General features: G+C 59.2%; 19 protein-coding genes and 1 pseudogene. 9 read left to right on the top strand and 11 right to left on the bottom strand.

Annotated elements, in window-relative coordinates; translation table 11 throughout:
* The 5 genes and pseudogenes from AC3IP0_RS18055 to AC3IP0_RS18035 form a co-directional block, all read right to left on the bottom strand.
* Window positions 1–276 (bottom strand): annotated as a pseudogene (locus tag AC3IP0_RS18055) (hypothetical protein); the annotation flags it as partial.
* A 242-nt stretch (window positions 277–518) separates the two neighbouring features.
* Window positions 519–1211 carry an RES family NAD+ phosphorylase gene (locus AC3IP0_RS18050; RefSeq protein ID WP_489316430.1) on the bottom strand — a complete coding sequence of 231 codons (693 nt, stop codon included), beginning with the start codon at window positions 1209–1211 and terminating at the stop codon, window positions 519–521.
* Window positions 1205–1609 carry an antitoxin Xre-like helix-turn-helix domain-containing protein gene (locus tag AC3IP0_RS18045; RefSeq protein WP_057714235.1) on the bottom strand — a complete coding sequence of 135 codons (405 nt, stop codon included), beginning with the start codon at window positions 1607–1609 and terminating at the stop codon, window positions 1205–1207. Before AC3IP0_RS18045 ends, AC3IP0_RS18050 begins: the two co-directional genes overlap by 7 nt.
* Before the next feature lie 485 nt (window positions 1610–2094).
* On the bottom strand, window positions 2095–3591 hold the full coding sequence (locus AC3IP0_RS18040) for a methyl-accepting chemotaxis protein (RefSeq protein ID WP_489325515.1): 1497 nt from the start codon (window positions 3589–3591) through the stop codon (window positions 2095–2097).
* 380 nt (window positions 3592–3971) lie between these two features.
* Window positions 3972–4115 carry a hypothetical protein gene (locus AC3IP0_RS18035; RefSeq protein ID WP_489316428.1) on the bottom strand — a complete coding sequence of 48 codons (144 nt, stop codon included), beginning with the start codon at window positions 4113–4115 and terminating at the stop codon, window positions 3972–3974.
* Between the two features lie 344 nt (window positions 4116–4459).
* Here AC3IP0_RS18035 and AC3IP0_RS18030 point away from each other — a divergent pair, with 344 nt between their 5' ends.
* From AC3IP0_RS18030 to AC3IP0_RS18020, 3 genes are all read left to right on the top strand, one after another.
* Window positions 4460–4645, top strand: a complete 186-nt coding sequence (locus tag AC3IP0_RS18030; RefSeq protein WP_489316427.1) for a hypothetical protein — start codon at window positions 4460–4462, stop codon at window positions 4643–4645.
* A gap of 260 nt (window positions 4646–4905) precedes the next feature.
* The gene (locus tag AC3IP0_RS18025; RefSeq protein WP_489325513.1) at window positions 4906–6675 is read left to right on the top strand and encodes an S-type pyocin domain-containing protein; all 1770 of its coding nucleotides are present in this window, start codon (window positions 4906–4908) and stop codon (window positions 6673–6675) included.
* Window positions 6675–6947 carry a hypothetical protein gene (locus AC3IP0_RS18020; protein ID WP_102670468.1) on the top strand — a complete coding sequence of 91 codons (273 nt, stop codon included), beginning with the start codon at window positions 6675–6677 and terminating at the stop codon, window positions 6945–6947. Before AC3IP0_RS18025 ends, AC3IP0_RS18020 begins: the two co-directional genes overlap by 1 nt.
* 256 nt (window positions 6948–7203) lie before the next feature.
* Here the strand turns inward: AC3IP0_RS18020 and AC3IP0_RS18015 are convergent, their stop codons facing one another.
* Complete coding sequence (locus AC3IP0_RS18015) at window positions 7204–7476, bottom strand: hypothetical protein (RefSeq protein ID WP_095946406.1); 273 nt, start codon at window positions 7474–7476, stop codon at window positions 7204–7206.
* Window positions 7477–7919: 443 nt separating this feature from the next.
* Between AC3IP0_RS18015 and AC3IP0_RS18010 the strand changes: the two genes are divergently transcribed.
* The 3 genes from AC3IP0_RS18010 to AC3IP0_RS18000 all read left to right on the top strand — a co-directional run bounded on the left by AC3IP0_RS18010 (window position 7920) and on the right by AC3IP0_RS18000 (window position 10743).
* Window positions 7920–9278 carry an MATE family efflux transporter gene (locus AC3IP0_RS18010; protein ID WP_489316425.1) on the top strand — a complete coding sequence of 453 codons (1359 nt, stop codon included), beginning with the start codon at window positions 7920–7922 and terminating at the stop codon, window positions 9276–9278.
* 86 nt (window positions 9279–9364) lie between these two features.
* Window positions 9365–10036 (top strand): phosphoribosyltransferase, encoded by a 672-nt coding sequence (locus AC3IP0_RS18005; protein WP_489316424.1) that lies wholly within the window; start codon window positions 9365–9367, stop codon window positions 10034–10036.
* A 137-nt stretch (window positions 10037–10173) separates the two neighbouring features.
* Entirely contained in the window at window positions 10174–10743 is a 570-nt protein-coding gene (locus AC3IP0_RS18000; RefSeq protein ID WP_489316423.1) for a YceI family protein, read from the top strand.
* A 122-nt stretch (window positions 10744–10865) separates the two neighbouring features.
* Here AC3IP0_RS18000 and AC3IP0_RS17995 read toward each other — a convergent pair whose 3' ends face one another.
* Window positions 10866–14255 (bottom strand): Ig-like domain-containing protein, encoded by a 3390-nt coding sequence (locus AC3IP0_RS17995; protein WP_489325512.1) that lies wholly within the window; start codon window positions 14253–14255, stop codon window positions 10866–10868.
* 496 nt (window positions 14256–14751) lie between these two features.
* Between AC3IP0_RS17995 and AC3IP0_RS17990 the strand changes: the two genes are divergently transcribed.
* Window positions 14752–15474, top strand: coding sequence for a GNAT family N-acetyltransferase (locus AC3IP0_RS17990; protein ID WP_489325510.1), 723 nt, complete (start codon window positions 14752–14754; stop codon window positions 15472–15474).
* Window positions 15475–15629: 155 nt separating this feature from the next.
* On the opposite strand, the gene AC3IP0_RS17985 is transcribed toward AC3IP0_RS17990, so the two are convergent.
* Window positions 15630–16070, bottom strand: a complete 441-nt coding sequence (locus AC3IP0_RS17985) for a hotdog fold domain-containing protein (RefSeq protein WP_489316420.1) — start codon at window positions 16068–16070, stop codon at window positions 15630–15632.
* 165 nt (window positions 16071–16235) lie between these two features.
* On the opposite strand from AC3IP0_RS17985, the gene AC3IP0_RS17980 reads away from it, so the two are divergent.
* Entirely contained in the window at window positions 16236–16856 is a 621-nt protein-coding gene (locus AC3IP0_RS17980) for a TetR/AcrR family transcriptional regulator (RefSeq protein WP_489325508.1), read from the top strand.
* Window positions 16857–17164: 308 nt separating this feature from the next.
* Here AC3IP0_RS17980 and AC3IP0_RS17975 read toward each other — a convergent pair whose 3' ends face one another.
* Together AC3IP0_RS17975 and AC3IP0_RS17970 are read right to left on the bottom strand one after the other, a co-directional pair.
* The gene (locus AC3IP0_RS17975; protein ID WP_489316418.1) at window positions 17165–18295 is read right to left on the bottom strand and encodes a DmpA family aminopeptidase; all 1131 of its coding nucleotides are present in this window, start codon (window positions 18293–18295) and stop codon (window positions 17165–17167) included.
* Between the two features lie 131 nt (window positions 18296–18426).
* The gene (locus AC3IP0_RS17970) at window positions 18427–19530 is read right to left on the bottom strand and encodes an extracellular solute-binding protein (RefSeq protein WP_489316417.1); all 1104 of its coding nucleotides are present in this window, start codon (window positions 19528–19530) and stop codon (window positions 18427–18429) included.
* A 110-nt stretch (window positions 19531–19640) separates the two neighbouring features.
* Here AC3IP0_RS17970 and AC3IP0_RS17965 point away from each other — a divergent pair, with 110 nt between their 5' ends.
* Window positions 19641–20414 (top strand): helix-turn-helix transcriptional regulator, encoded by a 774-nt coding sequence (locus AC3IP0_RS17965; protein ID WP_489316416.1) that lies wholly within the window; start codon window positions 19641–19643, stop codon window positions 20412–20414.
* Between the two features lie 85 nt (window positions 20415–20499).
* On the opposite strand, the gene AC3IP0_RS17960 is transcribed toward AC3IP0_RS17965, so the two are convergent.
* Window positions 20500–21441 carry a class I SAM-dependent methyltransferase gene (locus tag AC3IP0_RS17960; protein ID WP_489316415.1) on the bottom strand — a complete coding sequence of 314 codons (942 nt, stop codon included), beginning with the start codon at window positions 21439–21441 and terminating at the stop codon, window positions 20500–20502.
* Window positions 21442–21604: the final 163 nt, after the last annotated feature.

Here is a 21604-nt window from a genome sequence, read left to right as displayed (position 1 = left end):
GCGGCTTTCGATCAGACGGTCCGAGCCACCTTCGGCGACGCGGTTTTGCAGGAGCTTGTCGGAGCCGCCTTCGGCGACGCGTTTTTCCAGCAGACGATCCGAACCACCTTCGGCCACACGATTCTCGATCAGGCGATCGGAACCACCCTCGGCCACACGGCTTTCAATCAGACGATCCGAGCCGCCTTCAGCGACCACAGGTTGAGCAGAGTTTGCGGCGAAAGCGTTAACTGCGAAAACCGAGAAAGCGATGCTGAGGAGAGTCTGGCGTTTCATGATGGTGTGCTCCGGGGGTGCTTATGGGTTGGTATGGAGCAGATGTTACGCCGGGGATTTTTTAAGAGAACTTCATTGAAATGATGGTGACTATCGACGCAGTCAATGGATGACTCGGTGATCCCTTGTGGGAGCGGGCTTGCTCGCGAAGGCAGTTTCATATTCAACCTATGTGTCGATTGACACACAGCATTCGCGAGCAAGCCCGCTCCCACAGGTTTTCATGTGCCTGACAACGGGGCTCAAGCCTCACTGATCTGACTTACACTGGTGATCTGCCCATTCCAGACCATCTCGTAATGCGCCGTCTGCACAATCGACGAAACCGGCCTCGGCGTCATCAACGCCCAGCAATGACTGCCCGGCATCCGCACCGAGTGATAACGCAAACCGGGACAACCGGCATCCCGCACCGCCCGTCCCAGCACACGGGAATGGCTGTAGTCGTCCGGGGCATACACCGGATCGTTCATCGGCAGGGTCGCGGCGTCCTTCATCCCGCCATCGCCAAAAGCACAGGCCAACCCCCGAAACACAAAGCGCTCATAGTTCAGACTCGGCACCTTCGACCAATACAGAGCCTGGTGATGCCGCACCTCGGCCAACGCTGCTTCCATCGAATCCGCCAGGTACAACACGCCAAAACTGCCGTCACTGAAGCGCGAACCCGCCGGATTAACGTGGGTAAACGGCGCAATAGCATAAGAGCAACCCGCAATCCCGAACGGAATCTCGTTGCGCGCAATCAACTCCAGCTGACCCAGCTCATTCTTCAACCGCGGATTGGTCAGCGCCTGAATCTCGAACAACAGCTCAAACTCATCCGCATCCGCCACATCATCAAACAACGCAATGGGCGGAAACTTCGAATTGACCAGGCGATAAGCCTGCAACGACTGACCGGCAAACACCGCCAGCTCACTCGCCCTCACCATTGCGCACCCCGCAGCATGTCGATGCGGCGGAAGGTTTCATACAGCGAGATCATGTCGCCCTGCGCCATGATCTCCAGCGGCGAACGCCCGTTGAAAAACTCGTTGTCATTGGCCATCGAGGCAAAGCCATAGACGTTATCCGGGTTGTCGAACACCAGCCGCAACGTCGCGTGAATGTTCAGCACAAAGCTGATGCGCTGCATCTGATCCGCATCCAGCGCCACCGCCCAATCCGGGTCCCGCTGCCGGGCGCGGGTGTAGGTGCTGCGGGAGATGCGCAGGATGCGACAGGCCTGATCACTGGTGGCTTTCCACTTTTCCAGAATGCTCACCGCGGCGCGCAGGCCGGTGACGCATTGGTTTTTGCTGAAGGATTGAGGTTGCAGGGGGACGGCCATGATCCAGTCCTTGTATTGCGTCTATAGATTCAAATGTAGATAGATTGAATCTATAGAGCAATGCTGGTGCGACGGATGGGCCCGGCATGCCAATGCAACGAAGAGTTCAGCTGGCGGTGAGGGACCGTCTGCCGGCCAAACTCTGACTGAAGGTATCCCAGCATCGCCTCGACAGCTGAAGAGTCAGGTCAGACTTTGCCTTCACATTTTATTTCACATGACTAATCGCTTAAAAAGCCTGATTTTGTTGGTTTTTATGTAACTTTGTGGAGCTTTTTAACTGAGCTGCCTTCACGTTTTGTTTCACAAATTTGTTTGAAAAAACTCCAAGATTCTGAAGATTCAATCGCCAACAAATACAAGACGGGCTCCGGTATTCAATTACTTCGCTGCGGCGTCCTCAAGTATCGCCTACAACTAGCACGGCCACCGGGTTACCCGCCGTTTTTTTCCCATTGCGAATAAACGCAGCGCCCACGGCAGCCTCACTGATGAAACGTGCGCCCCAACGCATCCAGCCGAGTCGCAATCGGCGGCAAGCGCCGACTGCTCAGCGCCAGCGTCTCCACATCATCCGCCGTGTTCTGCGCAATGCTCTGCACCGACTGCAAGCGCCCGACAATCTCGAAACTCGCCGTGGACTGTTCGCGGGTCGTCGTGACAATTCGCCCATTGAGTTCATCGATCTGCGAGATGTCGCTGCCGACGGCCTGCAACATCGCTGCCGCCAACTGACTGTCCTCGACACAGCGCTCTACACCTTCGCGACTGTCCTGCATGGCCTCCACGGCTTTGCGGCTGCCTTGCTGCAACGCCTCGATGATGGTCCGGATTTCCTTGGTGGACACCGCTGTGCGTTGCGCCAAGCTGCGCACTTCATCGGCCACCACCGCAAAGCCCCGGCCTTGCTCGCCGGCGCGCGCCGCTTCAATGGCCGCGTTGAGCGCCAGCAAGTTGGTCTGCTCGGCAATGCTGCTGATCACCTCCAGCACCGTACCGATCTGCTGTGCCTGCCCGGCGAGCACCTGCACGGTCTGGTTGGTGCCTTCCAGGCGTGAGGCCAGCTGAGTGATTTCCTGCCGCGCACGGTTCACGCTTTCCTGCCCGCGGGTGACTTGCGCGCTGGCCTGGCCGGCATGTGCAACGGCATGCTCGACATGCACCACGATGTGCTCCATCGCATCGCCCATACGCTGCATCGAGCCGGTCATCTGCGCGATTTCCGTCAACTGATGCTTGGCGCCTTTCTCCAGCGTGTTACTGGCCTTGGCCAACTCCTGGCCCAACTGACCCAAACCCTGAGAGTCACGCACCACGCCGTCCACCAGCACGGTGATCTGCATCAAAAACTGATCGAAGCGTTGCGCCAGCGACACATGCACCCGCGCCTTGTCACCCTGGCCGGCACCAGCGGTGAACTGGGACGTGGTGGCGAGCATCTTGTCCAGCATGTCCTGGCTTTCCACCGCATCGGCCTGGCTGTGCAGCGCCAGATAGAGCAGCGCGACCGTCTCCATCACCACATAAAAGGCGTGAACGAACACCATCGTCCAGCCACCGTGATGGGCCATCACAAACACCGGAAAACCCTGATGCTGCAGCACATGAAACACCACGTGATGCAGCGCAATCGTCACCGCCGCCACCAGAATCGGCAGCCAGTCCCGATAAAACGTCAACACCGCCAACAACGCAAAAATCCCGAAGTGCGACTCAATGACCCCCTCGGCCTGATTGATATGCAACGCCGCCATCACCATCAAACCCACGCCCAGCAAACAACGCATCAACCGCGACCCGCCGATGGCGCGATACAACAGCGTCAACAACACACTGGTACCACCGCCCACCAGCAACGCTTGCTTGAACGTGTCGTGCCAGAACGCCAGGCCAATAGCGAAAGCGAACATCAGCCAGATCAGGCCCAGCATGATGCGGTCGGCTTTGCGGTAGTGGTCGAGGAAACGAGGGGGGAAGGGCATGTACGCTTACTCCATGTATTCGAACCGGAAAAACCGAGGTAGGACTGATACCGGAAGAAAAGTCTGACACTGTGGCGAGGGAGCTTGCTCCCGCTGGGCTGCGAAGCGGCCCCCCAAAAAAAAATGGGACTGCTATGCAGTCCAACGGGAGCAAGCTCCCTCGCCACAGGTCTTTTATCGCTTGAGCCATTGAGGCAAATCGGTTGGCGGCATGGTCGAGGTGAACTTGAGACGCCGTGGAGAGCGTAGCCCTTGGCCATCATTCTTGATGGGCATAGCGTCGCTCGTGGAAAACAATGTCCGATATAGAGGCAAGTAATGCTGAAGTGACCGGGAGTACGACAGACTCCGTTGCAAAGCCTGTCGTGCACCCGAGGTCCTTACGACTTCTTCGGCGGATAGTTACCGCGCAAGCCGCCGGACTTGTTGCCGGTTTTGCTCGGCAGGTTCGGCAGATTCGGCACCAACGGACGGGATCTGGGCTGGGGGTTGGAGCGGCTTTGGGGTTGAGGTTGCTTGCTCATGGTTCGCCTCCTGATTTTCAGGGATTCGCGAAGTGGTTTACAGTTGAAGTTTAGCTAATGGACTATGGGCTGGGTCGTTTGGCACTTGGGGAGTGTGTTGTGAGCGATCAGCTTTTCTTTTTCGACTCCATTGATAGAGCCCCTTACGCAATTCTCGGATTTTGCCTACGATTTTGGCAGGATTTACCCGCTATTCCAAAGATGAAAAACGGGAAATATTGACGACGAAAAAGGGGGCACCGGCTGTTCGGGGAGAACTATTTGAACAGCAAAGCTCGAAAGGATGAGCCCAACAGGGGCTCAGGTAGCAGACACGACTCGTGACTCACACAGGAAGTAGCAGCATGTCCACACAACCTACGAATCAAGCCAGCATTGAACAACTGCACCGCGACGTTGCAGCTTTTGCCGAAGAGATGCGTAGTCCCGCCCCGAGCGCGATCCGCTCTGCTGTGGTGCCGTTCAGCATCGGTGCCGCGCTGGCACTGGCAATCTTTGTTGTCGTCGCCCTGGTAGTCCGACTGATCTAGTCTCTTAGCCTCGCGCCGATGGTTGGGGCGCTTGGGTGAAACAGGTGTAAATCTGTTTCAGGACTAGACCAAAAGAAGAACACAGGCGCCTTAGGCGCCCAAATGTAGTCACTCTCTCACCTGCGCCTGCAACTGCCGCTCATCATCTTCCGCGCGCGACGTATGCAGTAAATATTGAAGTGTTGGAATTGCTACGTTGTTGCGGCATAACTTTTGTGCTGTCTATTTTATGGAATTGATAATGTTGCATGGAGTGCTATATGCAAAAACCAATTACACATTATTCATCTTTAATAACGCCTGAGTCTCGACAGGTTCAAGCTACAGAAGCCCAAGTTTTTCCTTCAAGCTTCGATAGTATTTTGTTTTGGGATGGGACTGTCCCGGCAGTTACTACGCCCCATAGTATTGAAAGTACCAAAAACCCCAGTAACGCATACCAAAAGTTGGAGGCGATAGGGCTTTCGGTGCACGATCAGATAACGAGTGTTTTTTCTGGTGCTACACCGAATGTTCGAGATTATCTAGAAAAACGCATAGTCGCAGCCATTGACGGGCAGGAGTTCAATGCATTGGAGGCTGCCTTAAAAAAGAAAGCGATCATCGTAGAGCTTCTGCAAAGGGCCAGAATCCATAGAAGTTGGCACGAAGCACTACTATATAATGGTTTAGACGCATTGTCGCTAGACAGGAAAATGAGTGCCGCTGTATTTGCATCGAATGCGGATGCAGAAGACGATATGGCAGTGCGACAAAGCTTTTATGAAGAATACCTATTATCGCTAACTGCCGCCTACGTGAAACGAATCCTGGTCGAAGCCATCCCCATTCTGGCGGACGCTTCCACAACTGCAGACACTGAAATCCATCGCGCCCTGGCAAGGGGCGAAGTTGCTTACACCTATAGGTTACCCATTGGTAATGGTGCGGAGGCAGGAACTGTGGCGGGTGCCATTGCCATCCATGTCGCCGATGGTTGGACCTTCAGGGCAGTGATCCATGAAGGCATTCAGTTGTTGGCAGGTTTGGGGGAAGCACTTATCAGTCGGGCCACTGCTGTTGGGATCGGGGCCTTGTTCTATTCACCTGCTCTTGCTAACGGCGAACGCTTTCCTCAAACAGTTCTCACACTGTCCGGTAGCACTTTTTTACCAGAGCTGCCGTCAAACCTGAATGAAATCGCCGCTACCGAAGGAACCATTGACCTTCCTTATCGGATTTTTGGCGACCTTAACCAATACACACTTGTTGCAACCCCGGCTGGAGGGAGTGTCTCGGCAGAAGTGCCAGTGCGAGCATTGGCATTCGATCCAACGACCAGCAGCTACAGTTTCACGTCAAACGATACACCGCCCAATATCCTCAGTTTTCCCATTATTCACTTGGGAAACGGATCGACAACTTCGCCCGCCCGACCTGCGCAAGTACCGACTTACACTGGAGTTACGCTGTCGCCATTGCTTGTGCAGCCTGAAACCTTACCCGCGTTCGAATTGCCTGATTTCAGGGATTGCATTTACTGCTTTCCGATTGAAAGCGGTCTGCCGCCAATCTACGTTGTTTTTAATAGGCCTTATGAGGGAGCAACCACCAAGGGAAAATACAGCGGTCGATTTTTCAATCCTGCCAAAGCTGGAGGCCCAATTCTCGATCTCGATTGGACAAGTGCTACCGTGAGCCAAACGGGTATTGACCTGGTCAAATTACATACGGGACGTTTCAGGTCTTCGGATGCCAATGCCATCATGATTGATCGCTTGAAAAAAATTCTGCTGGGTGAATTGGTAATCACAGATGTGGACAAACGCTTCTATACTCATGAAATCAGAGAGCTCGAACGTTTCAGAGCATTAGGTGTAGCTGACGGTGTAAACTCGGATGACGGTGTTATTTGGAACAATACTCACGCCGCGACGCTGGAGGACTACAAAGTCAAAGATGCTTTTGAACTGCTCTATACGCCTGATGCTATAGAAGCGGATCGAAAACAAAGTGAACGAGAGTACAAGGAACTTGGAGGGGTAAAATAATGAGCGTCATTGCAACCATCGTACTTAACGAAAAACCTGAAGAGGTAATTCTATTTCTTACCAAAAATGAATTAGGTATCTCCTTTCCTCGGCTTGATGGCCTTTATAATCTGGCTAACTGGGCGCATGTGGAGAACAACATAGGGTTATTGAACCTTGTCCATAAAATGTGTGATGCCGGTTTTATCAAATATAGTGGGGGCGGAGTTGTGAGAGGGCCCAACTGGAGAGAGCCGGCATTCATGCTCGAAGGCAAATATACCTTTGATTGACAGCACCAAGTGCCCGAACTCAGGTGCCAGAGAACGGTGGCAGTAGCCATCATTTCGTGGTCGTCCGGTTCCCTTGTCCAGTCGTTTAGATCATCGAAGGTTTACCAGGTTGAGCCGCTGTCGCAGCGGCTCTTCTCTTTGTTACGGGTATATTGAGTATCTTCGCCTGATTGGTTTTTCGCGGCCTCGAATCAAGCTGACGGGTAACCCCTTTCTGGAGTAGCAATAAAATGGGCGCAAGAGCACCCATTTTCATTTACTCCGCAGCCTGCGCCCGCAACCGTCGCCCAATCACATCCATCAAATCACAACCATCGCGCAACGGAATGACCAGCAGCTTGGAAAAGTCCTCCAGCACCACCGTGTCGCAACCGAGTTCGGATCGGTAGGCAATGTTTTCCAGCACCTGTGTGACTGTCCGAATACGGTAATCCGCCATGGCTTGCAGGACGTCGAGTGGGGCTTGGGTGTCGATGAGCAGGGAGGCCGGAACCAGGTCGATTCCGGTAAGAGGCATGTATCGATTCATTGTGAAGATCTCTATTTGATTGGCTCAAGGCCGTCACGCAGTCGTCGCCAAACGAATGGGTGGCAGCTGTGCGCAGGTTGGCGAACCGGCAACAGAGAAAACCGGCAGACCCGAAGGTCTCCCGCGCACAGCCGCCATAACAGCGGCTTTGCGGGTGCGATGATACCTGCAATGAAGCGGATAGCCTTCGCATTCTCTGTAATCAGGTCGCCAAACCCGAATCGCCATTTGGGCGACGGCGCTGACTATATGCCGCATGAGATCAGCGCGGGAAGGTGAGAGATTCCGAGCTTTGTGTAGGACCGGTGACGATGAAACTTCAGACCTTTCACCTCACGTCGCTGGAAATATAAACACAGACCTGAGATGTTCACGGCCCCTTGGATTCAGCCACCCACGCTATCCTTAATCATCGCTCACGCCGTCGAGATGGACCTTCCCGAATGCAAACCCCGAACCCCCAACGCCCCCTCTGGAAAACCTACCTGTTTTTCCTCGCCCCGATGGTCCTGTCGAACTTCCTGCAATCCATGTCCGGCACGGTCAACAGCATCTACATCGGCCAGATGCTCGGCACCCAGGCGCTGGCGGCGGTGTCGGGGATGTTTCCCATCGTGTTTTTCTTCATCGCCCTGGTGATCGGCCTTGGTGCCGGCGCGGGGGTGTTGATCGGGCAGGCGTGGGGGGCGCGGGAGACGCATCTGGTGAAGGCGATTGCCGGGGCGACGTTGTTGTTGGGGGTGTTGATCGGGTTGGTGGCGGCGGTGGTGGGGAGTGTGTTTGCGCAGTCGGCGTTGGTGGGGTTGGGGACGCCGGCGGATGTGCTGGACGATGCGGTGGCGTATGCCCATGTGATGTTGTGGATCATGCCGTCGCTGTTGGTGTTTGTGTTGTTCACGCAGTTGCTGCGCGGGGTGAGTGATACCTTGTCGCCGTTGTTGGCGCTGGTGGTGTCGACCTGTGTCGGGCTGGCGCTGACGCCGGCGTTGATTCGCGGGTGGTTGGGTTTTGCGCCGATGGGGATTCAGAGTGCGGCGGTTGCCGGGCTGGTGGGTAACCTGGTGGCGATGGGGCTGCTGGCGTGGCGCTTGCTTGGCAAGGGCCATCCGCTGGCGCCGGACCGCGAGTTCTTTGCGGCGATGAAGCTGGATATGGCGATCCTCGGCAAGGTGCTGCGCATCGGTTTGCCCACCGGGTTGCAGATGGTGGTGTTGTCGTTGTCGGAGCTGGTGATTCTGGCGCTGGTGAACCAGCACGGGTCCCAGGCGACGGCGGCGTATGGCGCGGTGACGCAGATCGTCAATTACGTGCAGTTCCCGGCGTTGTCGATTGCGATCACGGCGTCGATCCTCGGGGCCCAGGCGATCGGGGCGGGGCGCATCGAGCGCATCGGGCCGATCCTGAAGACCGGGCTGATGATCAATGTGTGTTTGACCGGTGGTCTGGTGGTGCTCGGGTACTTATTGTCGAGCTGGTTGCTGGCGTCGTTCCTCACCGAAGAGGCGACGCTCAACATGGCCGAGCACCTGTTGCACATCATGCTCTGGAGCCTGTTGGTGTTCGGTTTCCAGGCGATCATCGGCGGCATCATGCGCGCCAGCGGTACGGTGATGGTGCCAGTGGCGATTTCCATTGTGTGCGTGGTGGGGGTTCAGTTGCCGGCGGCGTATCTGCTGGATGCGAGGTTCGGGCTGCAAGGGGTGTGGATGGCGTTTCCGGTGGCGTATCTGGGGATGCTGGTGTTGCAGACGCTGTATTACAAACTGGTGTGGCAGCATCAGAAGATTGAGCGGTTGGTGTAGGCCATTGCGCTTGATGTCGGCCTGCATGAGGTCGACAATTTGGGAGCTGTGAGCCGACAGGCGCCATCGCCTGGGGAGGTTTTCAAATGAGCCCCTTGTCCCATTCCATCCTGCAAGACCGGCCGGCAGCCGGGCGGCGTTTGATTGAGCCGTTGCTGCCTTACGCCAATCGCTCCGATGTCATTGTTCTGGCCTTGCCCCGTGGCGGCGTGCCGGTGGCTTATGAGGTGGCCACGGCGCTGAAGGTTCGCCTGGACCTGATGCTGGTACGCAAGCTGGGTGTGCCGTCCCACCCGGAGTACGCCATGGGCGCAATTGCCAGCGGCGGCATCCAGATTCGTAATGAACAGGCGCTGCGGGTGCATCCGATTGCCAAGGCCGCATTCGACGCCGTGGTCGAACGGGAAAGCCGCGAGCTGTTGCGCCGCGAACAGGTCTACCGCGGCACGCGGCCGGCGGTGCAGCTCAAGGATCAGGTGGTGATCCTGATCGACGACGGCCTGGCCACCGGCGCTTCGATGAGGGCGGCGATCCAGGCGCTGCGGGTGCAGGCGCCATCGCGCATCGTGGTGGCGGTGCCGGTGGCGCCGATCGAAACGCTGCAGGCGCTGCGCAGTGAGGTGGATGAGTTGATCTGCCCGCTGATACCCGAGTGGTTCATGTCGATTGGCCATTGGTACATGGATTTTTCCCAGACCTCGGATGCCGAGGTGATCGACCTGTTGCAGCGGGCGTGGCAACGGGGGGAGTGCGGGTAGCACTGGCGGCCAGCGGCAGGTGGTCGCAAATCAACGGGTGAGGTGGAATAAACGCCGGTTGTTTGCTTTAGTCCATTTGATGCCACCCGACCTGTGCGGCACGCCAACTCAAGACGGGAGCCCTCCCGGAGAGTGCCATGAACCTTCGATCCGCGCGTTGCGTCGCTCTGGCCGGCACGTTGGTGTTCGGCCTGGTGTCGTTTGCTGGAGCCGTGGAATACAAGGATGTGAACGCCAGGGCCAGCACCTTGAGCTTCACCTATGAGCAGATGGGGTCGAGAGCCTACGGCACCTTTGGCAAGTTCAAGGCCAAACTCGACTTCGACACCGATAACCCCGGCGCCGCCCATGCCGCGCTGACCATCTACCTGAAGAGCATCGACGCCGGCAGCAGCGATGCCAATACCGAGCTGCAAAAACCGGCGTGGTTCGACACGGCGACTTATCCGGTGGCGACCTTCGAGTCGACGTCCATCAAGGCCCTGGGCAATAACCGCTACACCGTCACCGGCAAGCTTTCCCTGCGGGGACTTACTCGGGAAGTGAGTGTACCGGTGCTGCTGAAATCGGAGAGCGCCATCGGCATCTTCGAGGGCCAACTGGTGCTCAAGCGTGACGACTTCAAGATCGGCGAGGGCGAGTGGGCGGACAGTGTGGTGTCCAACGAGATCAATATCCGCTTTCGGATGGTAGCGCCGCAGCGGTGACTGCCAGGCACTTTGCCGATAGAACCGATAGTCAACAAACCCCAACCTCGGTCCCACCTTACGCCGCACAAAAGAAAAACGCCCGATCCACATTGCATGGACCGGGCGTCGATCAATCCGCTCTAGTTCGCCTTGATCGGCACTGTAACGGTTTTGCCGAAGGCCGATTTGATGGTCGCTGTCGGGCTAGGCGACGGGCCACTGCCGGCGGTTGTCACCGCTATGTTCCAGCGCGCGCCTGTAGCCGTAGGCGTCAGGATGGCGGCGCCAAGGTTCACCGTACCGGTTGTGGTCGTGGCAGTCGCCGTGATGGTATTGCCCGTGCCACGCGAGGTGGTACCGGACAGGACCCAATACCAGCGGCTGTTGCTGCGGGCGGTGACGGTAGCGCTGGTGACGATCAGGCTCTCGTTGACCGCTGCCGAGACCGCCACGGACACCGTCGCCGGTGCCGACTCCGCACCCTTGGCATCGCTGGCCTGATAGCTAAAGGTCGCGGTGAACGGCGAGGGGACCGTGGCCGGTGGTGTGTAGGTCACGCGCGTACCATCGGTGCTGACCACACCCTTGCCGGAATCCGGTTGCTCCAGCCCCACCACTTTAAGTGGCACGTTACCGTCAGGGTCGGTGTCGTTGGCCAGCACGTTGATGATCACCGGTTGGCCGGTGTTACTGATGGCGCTGTCGGGGTTGGCGACCGGTTTTTGGTTATCGACGTCCTCGACACGTTTATCGCCAGTGCGGAAAGTCGGCAGCGCGGCGGAGTTGACGTAGGTGACGCCGTCCCAGCCGGGTATGGGCGCTGGCATCAACTGGAACTGGCCGGGGTGCTCGACATCCCAGCGCAGCAGCATCGAGGTGTCCTCGTGCTGGGTGTTGTGGCAGTGCTCCATGTAGGTCCCGGCGAACTCGCGGAAGCGGATCGCTATGTCCACGTCCACCGAACTGTCGATGCCCTGGCCGATGATATAGACGTCCTTGCGCGCCCATTTTTCCCATTCCGGCGGCGCCTTGCCGTCGCGGTTGAGGACGATGCCTTCTTCGAAGTGCACGTGCACCGGGTGGCTCCAGCCGTTGCCGCCGTTCCTGATTTTCCACACTTCCAGGGTGCCGTCGCCGGAGAACCCGGCAGGGGTCGGGCCGTTGGCCAGTTGCGGAGCGGCGCTGATGATTCGAGGGTCCATCTGGAAGCCGAATCCACCGTCGGTCTTGATCGTCCAGGGTTCTTCGTCGGTGCCGTCGGAGCGGCCGAAAGTGAACTCGCGATGCCGCGCCAGTTTCAATTTGGCCTGCACTGTCGGGTCGTCACGGTTAAGGGTCAGCGCAATCATGGTTCTACCCGCCGCCTTGCCCGGCTTGGCGGGTTCGAAGTCGGCGGGGTTCATGCTCACGTCCTGGCCGGCATAAGGCTGGACCACCATCTGCATGAACTTGCCCACCGCCGGGTCGCCGGCGTCCCACTCCAGCCCTTTGCTGCCAAGCTTGAGTACCGCCTTGTACTTGCCGGACAGGACATCGGCCAGGCTCAGCGGCAGACTTTCCGGACCCTTGCCGTCGTGGTGCTCCATCAGGTTGACAAAGTACAGCTTGTCGCCGGTGCTGATCCCGTTTTTCGCGAAGTTGACGATGATGTCGAAACGCTCGGCGATGCCCTGGCTGGGAAGGATGGCGTTGTGGTCCTGCACATCGCCGTCGGCGTCCAGGTCCATGCTGCCGTCGAACGGCACGGCGTGTTCCATGAGGTTGCCGTCGTTGGCGATCAAGTGGAACGGCACGCGGGTATAGGACAGGCCGGAACCTGTCGGGCCGGGGAATTCGCCACCGGTGCCGACGATTTCCCGCACCAGCGCGATCCTGAAGAAGCGCGACACCGAGCCATTGAGGATGCGGAAGCGATAGCTGCGCGCGCGCACGTTCAGGCGCGGCTGGTACTGCCAGTTGACCAGGATCTGATCGCCGAGAAAGCCGTCGGTGTTGAACGGGTTGAACCACAGCTGGCCAGTGGCGTCCCAGGACTTGTCGGCCACCATCAGGTTCACATCGTAGTCACGGTTGCCCCAGGGCAGTGCCGAACCACTGGGCAGGCGCAGGTTGACGCCGTCTTGCAGCGCTTCGTTGCCACGATCCAGGGCGCTGTAGTAGTTCATCATCACCGCGCTGCCCTTGTAGACGTTCTGTGCGGTGAAATCGTTCATGTGGTCATGGAACCAGTGGGTGCTCATGGTTTCGCGCCAGTCGCCACGGATCTTGATGGTGCCGTTGTTGCACGTCTTGAGACCCGGAGTGGCATCGTTGACATACAGGGTTTCGCCCGGGGCGCAGGGGAACGCCGCGCGCGGATCCTGAGCGCTGGTGTTGATGGTGTCGTAACCGGCCAACTGGATCGGCCAGCGATAGTCGTAGTACTGCCCCGGAAAGAAAAACGCATTGGAAAAACCATCGCTTTCGGCCGGGGAGTGGCCGTTGTGTTCGTGGGTGCTGAGGGTGTGCAGGCCAAAACCCATGTTGGCCGACGGATCGATCGGCAGGGCGTTGTAGTGACGCATCAGCACGGCTTGGCCGTACCGCACCATCAGCAGTTTTGGCGGAAAGGTGCCGTCGAAGGTCCAGAGTGCCTTGTGGTTCTGAATCGGCATGTTGGGGTGAAAACGAACATTTATGCCTTTGGTGGTGCCCGCAATGACCGGGGTGTTCGAGGTCTGGTTGTAGAGCCCGCCAGGCCCGAACTCACCGACGGCGTAGTTGTGCAACTGTCGACGGTCGCGCATGCCGCCGTTGAGCTTGGCGCCCGCTTGAGCGGTCTTGAAGGCGACCTGTGGGTAGAACTCGTTCCAGCGCTGGTGCGACCAACCTTTTCCTGGCGGACGACCTTCGGCCGGCGAGCCGACCGGGTGGCGGTTGAGGAAGGCTTCGATCTGCGCTTTCCACGGGTTGCGGTCCAGCACGTTGGAAAACTGCGACGGAAACGGGTACAGCCCCGGCTGGCGCATGAAGGCTTCCAGCGCCGCGGCCGAAGGGCCGCTGCGGGCGATGTTGTTCGGGTCCTGGGTGGGCGCCGGGCCGACGAGCGGAACCGGGAAGGTCAGGGGCGGTGCCGGCAGTGTCGGGTCGAGTTTTTCCGTGCCGAATTCTTCGAACAGCAGCAGTTGCTGAGTGTACGGCTGAGCCCCGAACAATGGGCTGGGCTTGCCATTGGTGGGGATTTTGAAGGATGTCTGCAGGGCTGGCGGCAGCACGTTGTCGGTCGTTGGCGTGGTGCGGGTGCCAAAAACGCCATTGGGCAGGGCGAAGGCGCCCGTGTTGGCGGGTGGCATGGCCTCTATGGCATCCACCGCGGCCTTGGGGTCGGCCGGCGGGTTGGTAAACGCCGAGGGGTCCGTCGGAGGGGGCGGGCCGAAATCATCCAGCGGTACGGCGTTGACGGTACCGAGGCTGACGTTGATCAGCATCACAGCGGCGATGCCCGGTTTGTTGAAAAAACCGAGCGATTTGAGGCCTGGCATTTTTATCATGTTGTTCCCCTCGGGGCGCGCCGGTGTGGCTGACGTTCGCCATTCGCTCATTGCAAGAGGTGCGCCAATCGTGGGGAAAAGCGGGGGAGACGAAAAGTTGTTTGATATCAAAAGGCTGGCGGTTTGGACTTTAGTCGTAGTGGCACTGTGGGTGGGAATCCTCAAAGTTGGGGGCCTTCACCCACCCATCCCCCCCCAATTCACACCACAGGCCGTTGTGGTGGTGGACGCTTTCGCAAGCAGGCGAGCTTCCACAGAAGATCGAGGAGTGGGCAAAACCGCGGTCCCCGGTGGGAGCGAGCCTACTCGCGAAGAGGCCAGTTCATCCAGCACAAAGTGTGCCTGACTCACTGTTGTCAGCCTTGAAAACGCAACCAGGCGTCCGCCGGCGATGCGCATGGCCCATCAATGGGGATGTCTGTCCATCACCCTTCGGACCACAGGTGCCAGGCGCGCTATGATAGGCGGCCCTTGCCTCCCGGAGCCTGTCACCGCAATGCCCCCGATCAGCCACTTCAAGACCCCGTGCCCCGAGCACATCAATAGCCAGATCCTGCAGATGGTGGTCGACAACCTGACCGACATCAGCATGGTCGCGATCCCGCCCAGCAACCTGCTGTACAACCTCTATCAATACGCGATCGGCTATGAGGTGCACCTGTATCTGGAGGCGCTGAACGGTGAAAAAGGCATTGCCGTGGAGTTGATTGTCGCCACGGACGAAGACGACCCGCAAAAGGTGACGGGCTTTGTACTGTACCTGCCGGTGCAGGACGACCCCGAGGCCTGCGGCGTGGCTTACATGGCGGTGCAGGCCGAGTATCGTCGCCAGGGCGTGGCCCGGCGGATGCTGCGGGAAATGGTCGGCCGCTATCCCCATGCCGAGCTGACTTGCGCGGTGGCCAAGGTGCCGTATTTCGAGGCGATGGGCTTTGAGGTGGTGGGCGTGCGTGCGACCCAGGTGTTGATGAACACCCGCGACCACGCCACCGACGGCTTGATGGCGCTGCTGGATGTGGCGTCGATCTACAGTTCGCTGGAAGTGCGGCAGATTCATACCTACCTGTTGCAAAAACATGGCAAGCGGGCCATGACCGACGCGGAAAAACAGCGCGACCGGCATCTGGACCAGTTGACGCGCAAGGCTCAGGCGTTTGTGCGGGGGCGGTTGGGTGACGACGCGGTGCCAGCCGTCGGCCCTCGGTTGCGCCTGGTCTGACCGTACTCTCCCAAACACCACAAATCCCCCTGTGGGAGCGGGCTTGCTCGCGAAGGCGTAGTGTCAGTCGCCATAAATGTTGACTGATGCACCGCTTTCGCGAGCAAGCTCGCTCCCACAGTTGACCGATTCGCCTGCGAAAGCTTTGTCAGTCTTCAGGCCAGCTTCACATTCATGGTAATCCGCGCCGTGAACACCTTCTTGCCCTCGGCATCGTGAATATCCACCGGCACGATCTTGTCGCCTTCGCAGGTCCAGTCCACCGCATCCCCCTCGGCCACGGCCGTCACATCGCTCTTGGCCTTGGCCAGGTATTCCACGGTCATGCCTTTGGGAATCCAGCGTGCGCCGGCGGGAATGGAGACGTCGGTCATCATTCCGGCAGCCAGTTCGGCGGCGTTGCACATGGCAATCGCATGCACCGTACCCAAGTGATTGGTGATCTCCCGGGCGAACGGCACGTGCACGGTGGCGCTGCCTTTGCGCAAATCCTTGACCAACGGGTTGATGGTGGAGAAGTAGGGCGCCACCTGGCAGGCCATTTTGCTGAATGCTTGCGGGCCTGCGCTGTTGAACATGCTGAGGAACTGACTCATTTTTTTGCCTCTTGAGGATGACGGTTTGCAGAATAATATTCTTTAACAGAATAATATTCTGTGACGGAACAGTATTCTGTCGAAGGGAAATCTGTCAACCTAGCGCCACTTGTTCGCTGGCCACCGCCAGCCTCCACCTATGACTTTTCCGGACTGTCTTTGCGCATGGAAACCGCCAATCTGCTCGAACGCTGCTACCCCGGACGACGCGCCGAACTCAAGCGCGACATCTTCAGAAAGGCCCTGGGCCTGTTCAACGAACAGGGGATCGAGGCCACCACCATCGAAATGATCCGCGCCGAATGCGACACCAGTGTCGGCGCGATCTATCACCATTTCGGCAACAAGGAAGGCCTGGTGGCGGCGCTGTTTTTTACCGCCCTCGATGATCAGGCCCGCTTGCGCGACAGCTACCTGGCTGAGGCCAAAACCACTCAAGCGGGGGTGCATGCGCTGGTGCACAGCTATGTGGACTGGGTCGACAGCCAGCCGGAGTGGGCGCGGTTCCAGTACCACGCGAGGTTTGCCGTCACCAAGGGGCCGTTCAAGGACGAGCTCGCCACCCGCAACAAGACGCGCAACAAGCAGTTGCTGGAGTGGCTGGGGGCGCAGGGTAATGAACTGGGGAGTTTGCCGGCGGAGTTGATTCCGTCGTTGATCGTCGGCCAGGCAGACAGTTACTGCCGCGCCTGGTTGTCGGGCCGGGTCAAGGGCAGCCCGAAGGCGTACCGGGACATGTTGGCGGAGGCAGCGTGGCGGTCGTTGTGCATAGTCGAAACACAATGAAAATCCCCCCTGTGGGAGCGGGCTTGCTCGCGAAGGCGTCGTATCAGTCACCTAAAATGTTGGCTGACACACCGCCTTCGCGAGCAAGCCCGCTCCCACATTGGAGATGTATTGATAGGTAGATGGTTTTCGGAGGTAAAAAAAGAGCCTCAAAGCTCTTGATGGGGAGGAAGTGGAGCCGTGAGGCTCAAGATGCGCGTGAAACAAGCGGTGAGCTTGATAGGGGTTCAGTGCACTCACCACCTACGCAGCGGCTTGCACAAACAAGCGGCTGCGTAAATTCATCCTAAAAAGACCTAGTGTTTTACTCAAGTACCGCTAGTCGCATCCCCCGGCCAGCCGGCGCGGCGCAACGCCTTGAGCAGGGTTTCGGCATCCAGCCCCTGCACCCCATGCCCGTTGCCTTCGGCCGTTTCGGCGGCGAGGAGGGCATTGATGATGGCTTCTTCCACGGCTTCCGTGGCGGCCAGGAACAACTCGCTGATGTGGTCGTTGTTGACCATGCTCAGGTTGTCGGTGGTCGGCGCTTTCTTGCTCTCGTAGGCAGCCGGTGGCACGTGATCGTTACCGGTGGCGAAGGCGATGAAGATATCGCCACTGTGGTCTTCATTGCCGCCGCCGGTGCGGGCCAGGCCGAGGCTGGCGCGCTGGGCCAGGCGGGTGCACTGGTGTGGCAGAAGCGGCGCATCGGTGGCCAGGCAGACCACGATCGAACCCATCCCCGGATGGGGCAATGAGGCCTTGAGGAACGGCGAATCGACCTGTTCCATGTAGCGCCCGACCGGGTAGCCATCGACGCGCAATTCATTGCGGATGCCGTGGTTGGCCTGGACAATCGCCCCCACCGTCCAGCCACCCTGGGCACTGCTCAAACGGCGCGACGCAGTGCCGATGCCGCCCTTGAATTCGTGGCAGATCATGCCGCTGCCACCGCCGACATTGCCTTCGGCCACCGGGCCACCCGTCGCCGAACGCACGGCCTGGGCCACGTGTTCAGGTTTCACGTGAAAACCGTTGATGTCATTGAGCAAGCCGTCGAAGGTTTCCAGCACCACCGGCATGTTCCAGTACAGGCGCCCGTCATCCGGCTGCAGCTCGCGGTCGAGCACAATCAGCGCGTCGCGCACCACGCCCAGGCTGTGGGTGTTGGTGAAGGCGATGGGGCTGGTCAGCAAGCCGGCCTCGCGTATCCACTCCAGCCCCGTGGCATCGCCGTTGCCGTTGAGCACATGCACGCCGGCAAAGCAGGGTTGCTGGCTGGTGGAGCCGGCGCGCGGTTCGATGACGGTGACGCCGGTGAGGATGTCGCGGCCATTGGCGGTGCGGCCTCGTACATCGCTGTGGCCGACCCGTACGCCGGGGACGTCGGTGATGGCATTGAGCGGGCCGGGTTGCAGTTGGCCGATGGGGATGTTCAGGTCACGGGCGCGTGGTTTCATGGTTTTCTCATTTTCAATTTTTGGCAGTAAAAGATGGCTGACCCTGTGTAGGAGCTGCCGAAGGCTGCGATCTTTTGATTTATGTCAGCTGCTGAAGACCAGGATCAAAAGATCGCAGCCTTCGGCAGCTCCTACTGGCCGTTTTTGACCTTGCTCCAGATCCGCGTGCGCACGCGCTCGGTAGCCGGCGGCAGGGGCTGGAGGGTGAACAAGGTGGCCATGGCTTCGGCGGGTGGATAAACCGCCGGGTTGCTGCGGGTCGCTTCGGCCACCAGCGTGGTCGCGCTGCGGTTGCCGTTGGGGTAATTGAGGTGGTCACTGACGGGTGCGATGACTTCAGGGCGCATCAGGTAGTCGATGAAGGCCATGCCTTGTTCCGGGTGCGGGGCGTCCTTGAGCAGCACCAGCGTGTCGAACCACACCGGCGCGCCTTCCTTCGGCAAACTGTAGGCGATCTTCACGCCGTTGCCGGCCTGCTCGGCGGTGGTCTTGGCTTCGAGCATCGCGCCGGACCAGCCGACCGCCACGCAAATGTTGCCGTTGGACAGGTCGCTGATGAACTTCGACGAGTTGAAGTAGGCAATGTGCGGACGCAGCTTGAGCAGCAGCGCTTCGGCCTTCTTGTAGTCCTCGGGGTTGGTGCTGTTGGGCGGCAGACCGAGGTAGTGCAGGGCGACCGGCAGCATCTCCGACGGCGAGTCGAGCATGGCCACGCCGCATTCGCCGAGTTTGGCCAGGTTCTCTTCCTTGAACACCAGGTCCCAGGAATCCACCGGCGCGTTGTCGCCCAGCACAGCGCGGACTTTGTCGATGTTGTAGCCGATGCCGTTGGTGCCCCACAGGTAGGGTACGGCGTACTGGTTGCCCGGATCGTTGTTGGCCAGTTTTGCCAGCAGTTCGCTGTCCATGTTCTTGAAATCCGGCATCTGCGCACGGGGCAGGGGGGCGAGGGCACCGGCCTTGATCAGCGTGGGCAAACTGAAGTTGCTGGCCACCACCACGTCGTAGCCGCTGCGGCTGGTGAGCAACTTGCCTTCCAGCACTTCGGCGCTGTCGAAGGTGTCGTAGACCGGCGCAATCCCGGTGTCACGCTTGAAGTCCTGCAAGGTGGTGGGGCCGATGTAGTCGTACCAGTTGTACACGTGCACCGTCGGGGCCTCGACCGCAAAAGCCGACAGCGAAACCGCCAGACAGGCGCCAAACCCCAGATTGAAATACAAGCGGTGACGACTCATGATGCGGCACTCCTGGCCTGTGGCGGCCGGTGGTAATCAGGAGTTTGCAGCGTACCGACCGGGGTGGCCTTCACCCATTCCCATCATGGGTTACTCAAAAGGGGTAGTGCGTGGACGCGTTGTTGAAAGAGTTGCCGGTGCACCAGGGGCTGGCGCGGGTCTTCACGGCGGTGGGGCAGGACGGTTTCTGGCGGGCGCTGGTGGATACCTTGCGCTTGCTGGTGCCGCTGGACAACGCGCTGGTGGCGCTGATGCGCCCGGGCCATGTGCCGCGCCTGCTGATTGATTTCGATGCCAAGGGCAACGCTGATGAGCAGGAAGAACTGGCGGACTACCGCGCCGGCATGTACCTGCTCGACCCGTTCTATCAAGCCGCCTGTGCGGGCATCGCCGACGGCTTGCACAGCCTCGAATCGGTGGCCCCCGACCAGTTCCAGCACAGCGAGTACTACCTGAGTTACTTCAGCACCGTGGTCGGTGGGGACGAGTTGCAGTTCATGGTCAACATCGACGGCGCCGTGCTCGGCCTGTCCCTGGGGCGTTCGACACGCTTCAGCCTCGAGGAACAGGGCCGCCTGCTGTGCGTGCGTGACTGGGTGCTGGCAGCGATGCGCCGACACCTGCAATTGCTACCACCGGAAGGACAGGTCGCCGAACCACCGGCAGGCGATCTGGCGACCTTGCTCGATCGCTTCGACGCACGCCTGACCCTGCGGGAAATCGAAACCGCGCGCCTGATTCTCCAGGGCTTCTCCAGCAAGGCCATCGCCCAGCAAATGGGCATCTCCCCGGAAACGGTGAAAGTGCACCGGCGCAACCTCTACCACAAGCTCAACGTGAACGGGCATGGTGAGTTGTTTGCGCTGGTGTTGCGGCCGCGTTGAGATCCAAGTCAAAAAGATCGCAGGCTTCGCCAGCTCCTACAGGGGTATGCACAGGCCCGTAGGAGCTGCCGCAGGCTGCGATCTTTCAGCTCTGCAGCTTGAACACCAACGCCTTCAACCCACATTCCACATCCGCATCCGGAAACTCAGGCGGGTTCTCCAGCCGCTGTTCGAACCGCAGGCTCGGCGCTTCGCGGGTCACGCCCTCGATCAGGAAGTCGGCGCCAAAGGCCGGGTCGTTCATGCACGCCAGCACGGTACCTTGGGGGCTGAGCAATTCCGGCAACCGGCGCAGTACGCGCTGGTAGTCCTTGGTCAGCAGGAAGCTGCCTTTCTGGAACGACGGCGGGTCGATGATCACCAGGTCGTACGGCCCCTTGCCGATCACCTTGCCCCAGGATTTGAACAGGTCGTGACCGAGGAAACCGACCTTGCTCATGTCGTGGCCGTTGAGCCGGTGGTTGTCACGGCCACGGTTCAAGGCGGGGCTCGACATGTCGAGATTGACCACGTGGATCGCGCCGCCCTCGATGGCCGCCACCGAGAAGCCGCAGGTGTAGGCGAACAGGTTCAACACCCGCTTGCCCTCGGCATTGGCGCGGACCCAATCGCGGCCGTAGCGCATGTCGAGGAACAGCCCGGTGTTCTGCTTGCGGCCCAAATCGACCCGATACTTCAACCCGCCTTCGGTGATGGTCATTTCCTCGATGACGTCCCCCAGCAGCCACTCGGTGGTGCTTTGCAGCAGGTAGCGATGTTGCAACAGCAGCGTGTGGGCGCCGGATTTTGCCCATTGCTCAGACCGGGTGATCGCCATCAGCAACTGCTTCAGGTCTTCCAGTTGCGCAGCCTCCGGTTCCTTGAACAGCGCCACCAGCACCACGCCCTGCAACCAGTCCACGGTCACTTGCTCCAGCCCCGGCCAGCAGCGGCCACGGCCGTGGAACAGGCGACGGGTTTCGGCGGGGGCGGTTGCCAGGGCGGTCAGCAGGTGCTGGTTGAGGGTGGCGAGGGCTTCAGGGTTCATCGGGTCGGGTCGGTCATTTGTGGGGGCGGCATTTAACCATAATTGCGCAATGGGCGGAGCACCACAGAACCCTGTAGGAGTGACAGGCCAGTTATCACGTTTAATTTAACTTTACGTGAGGATTTGGCGATCTTCCGGCTCCCATACTCGGCTCCAACGAACA

The sequence above is a fragment of the Pseudomonas sp. GL_103 genome, assembly GCF_057835175.1.
This window is presented reverse-complemented; position numbering and strand designations above follow the sequence as displayed.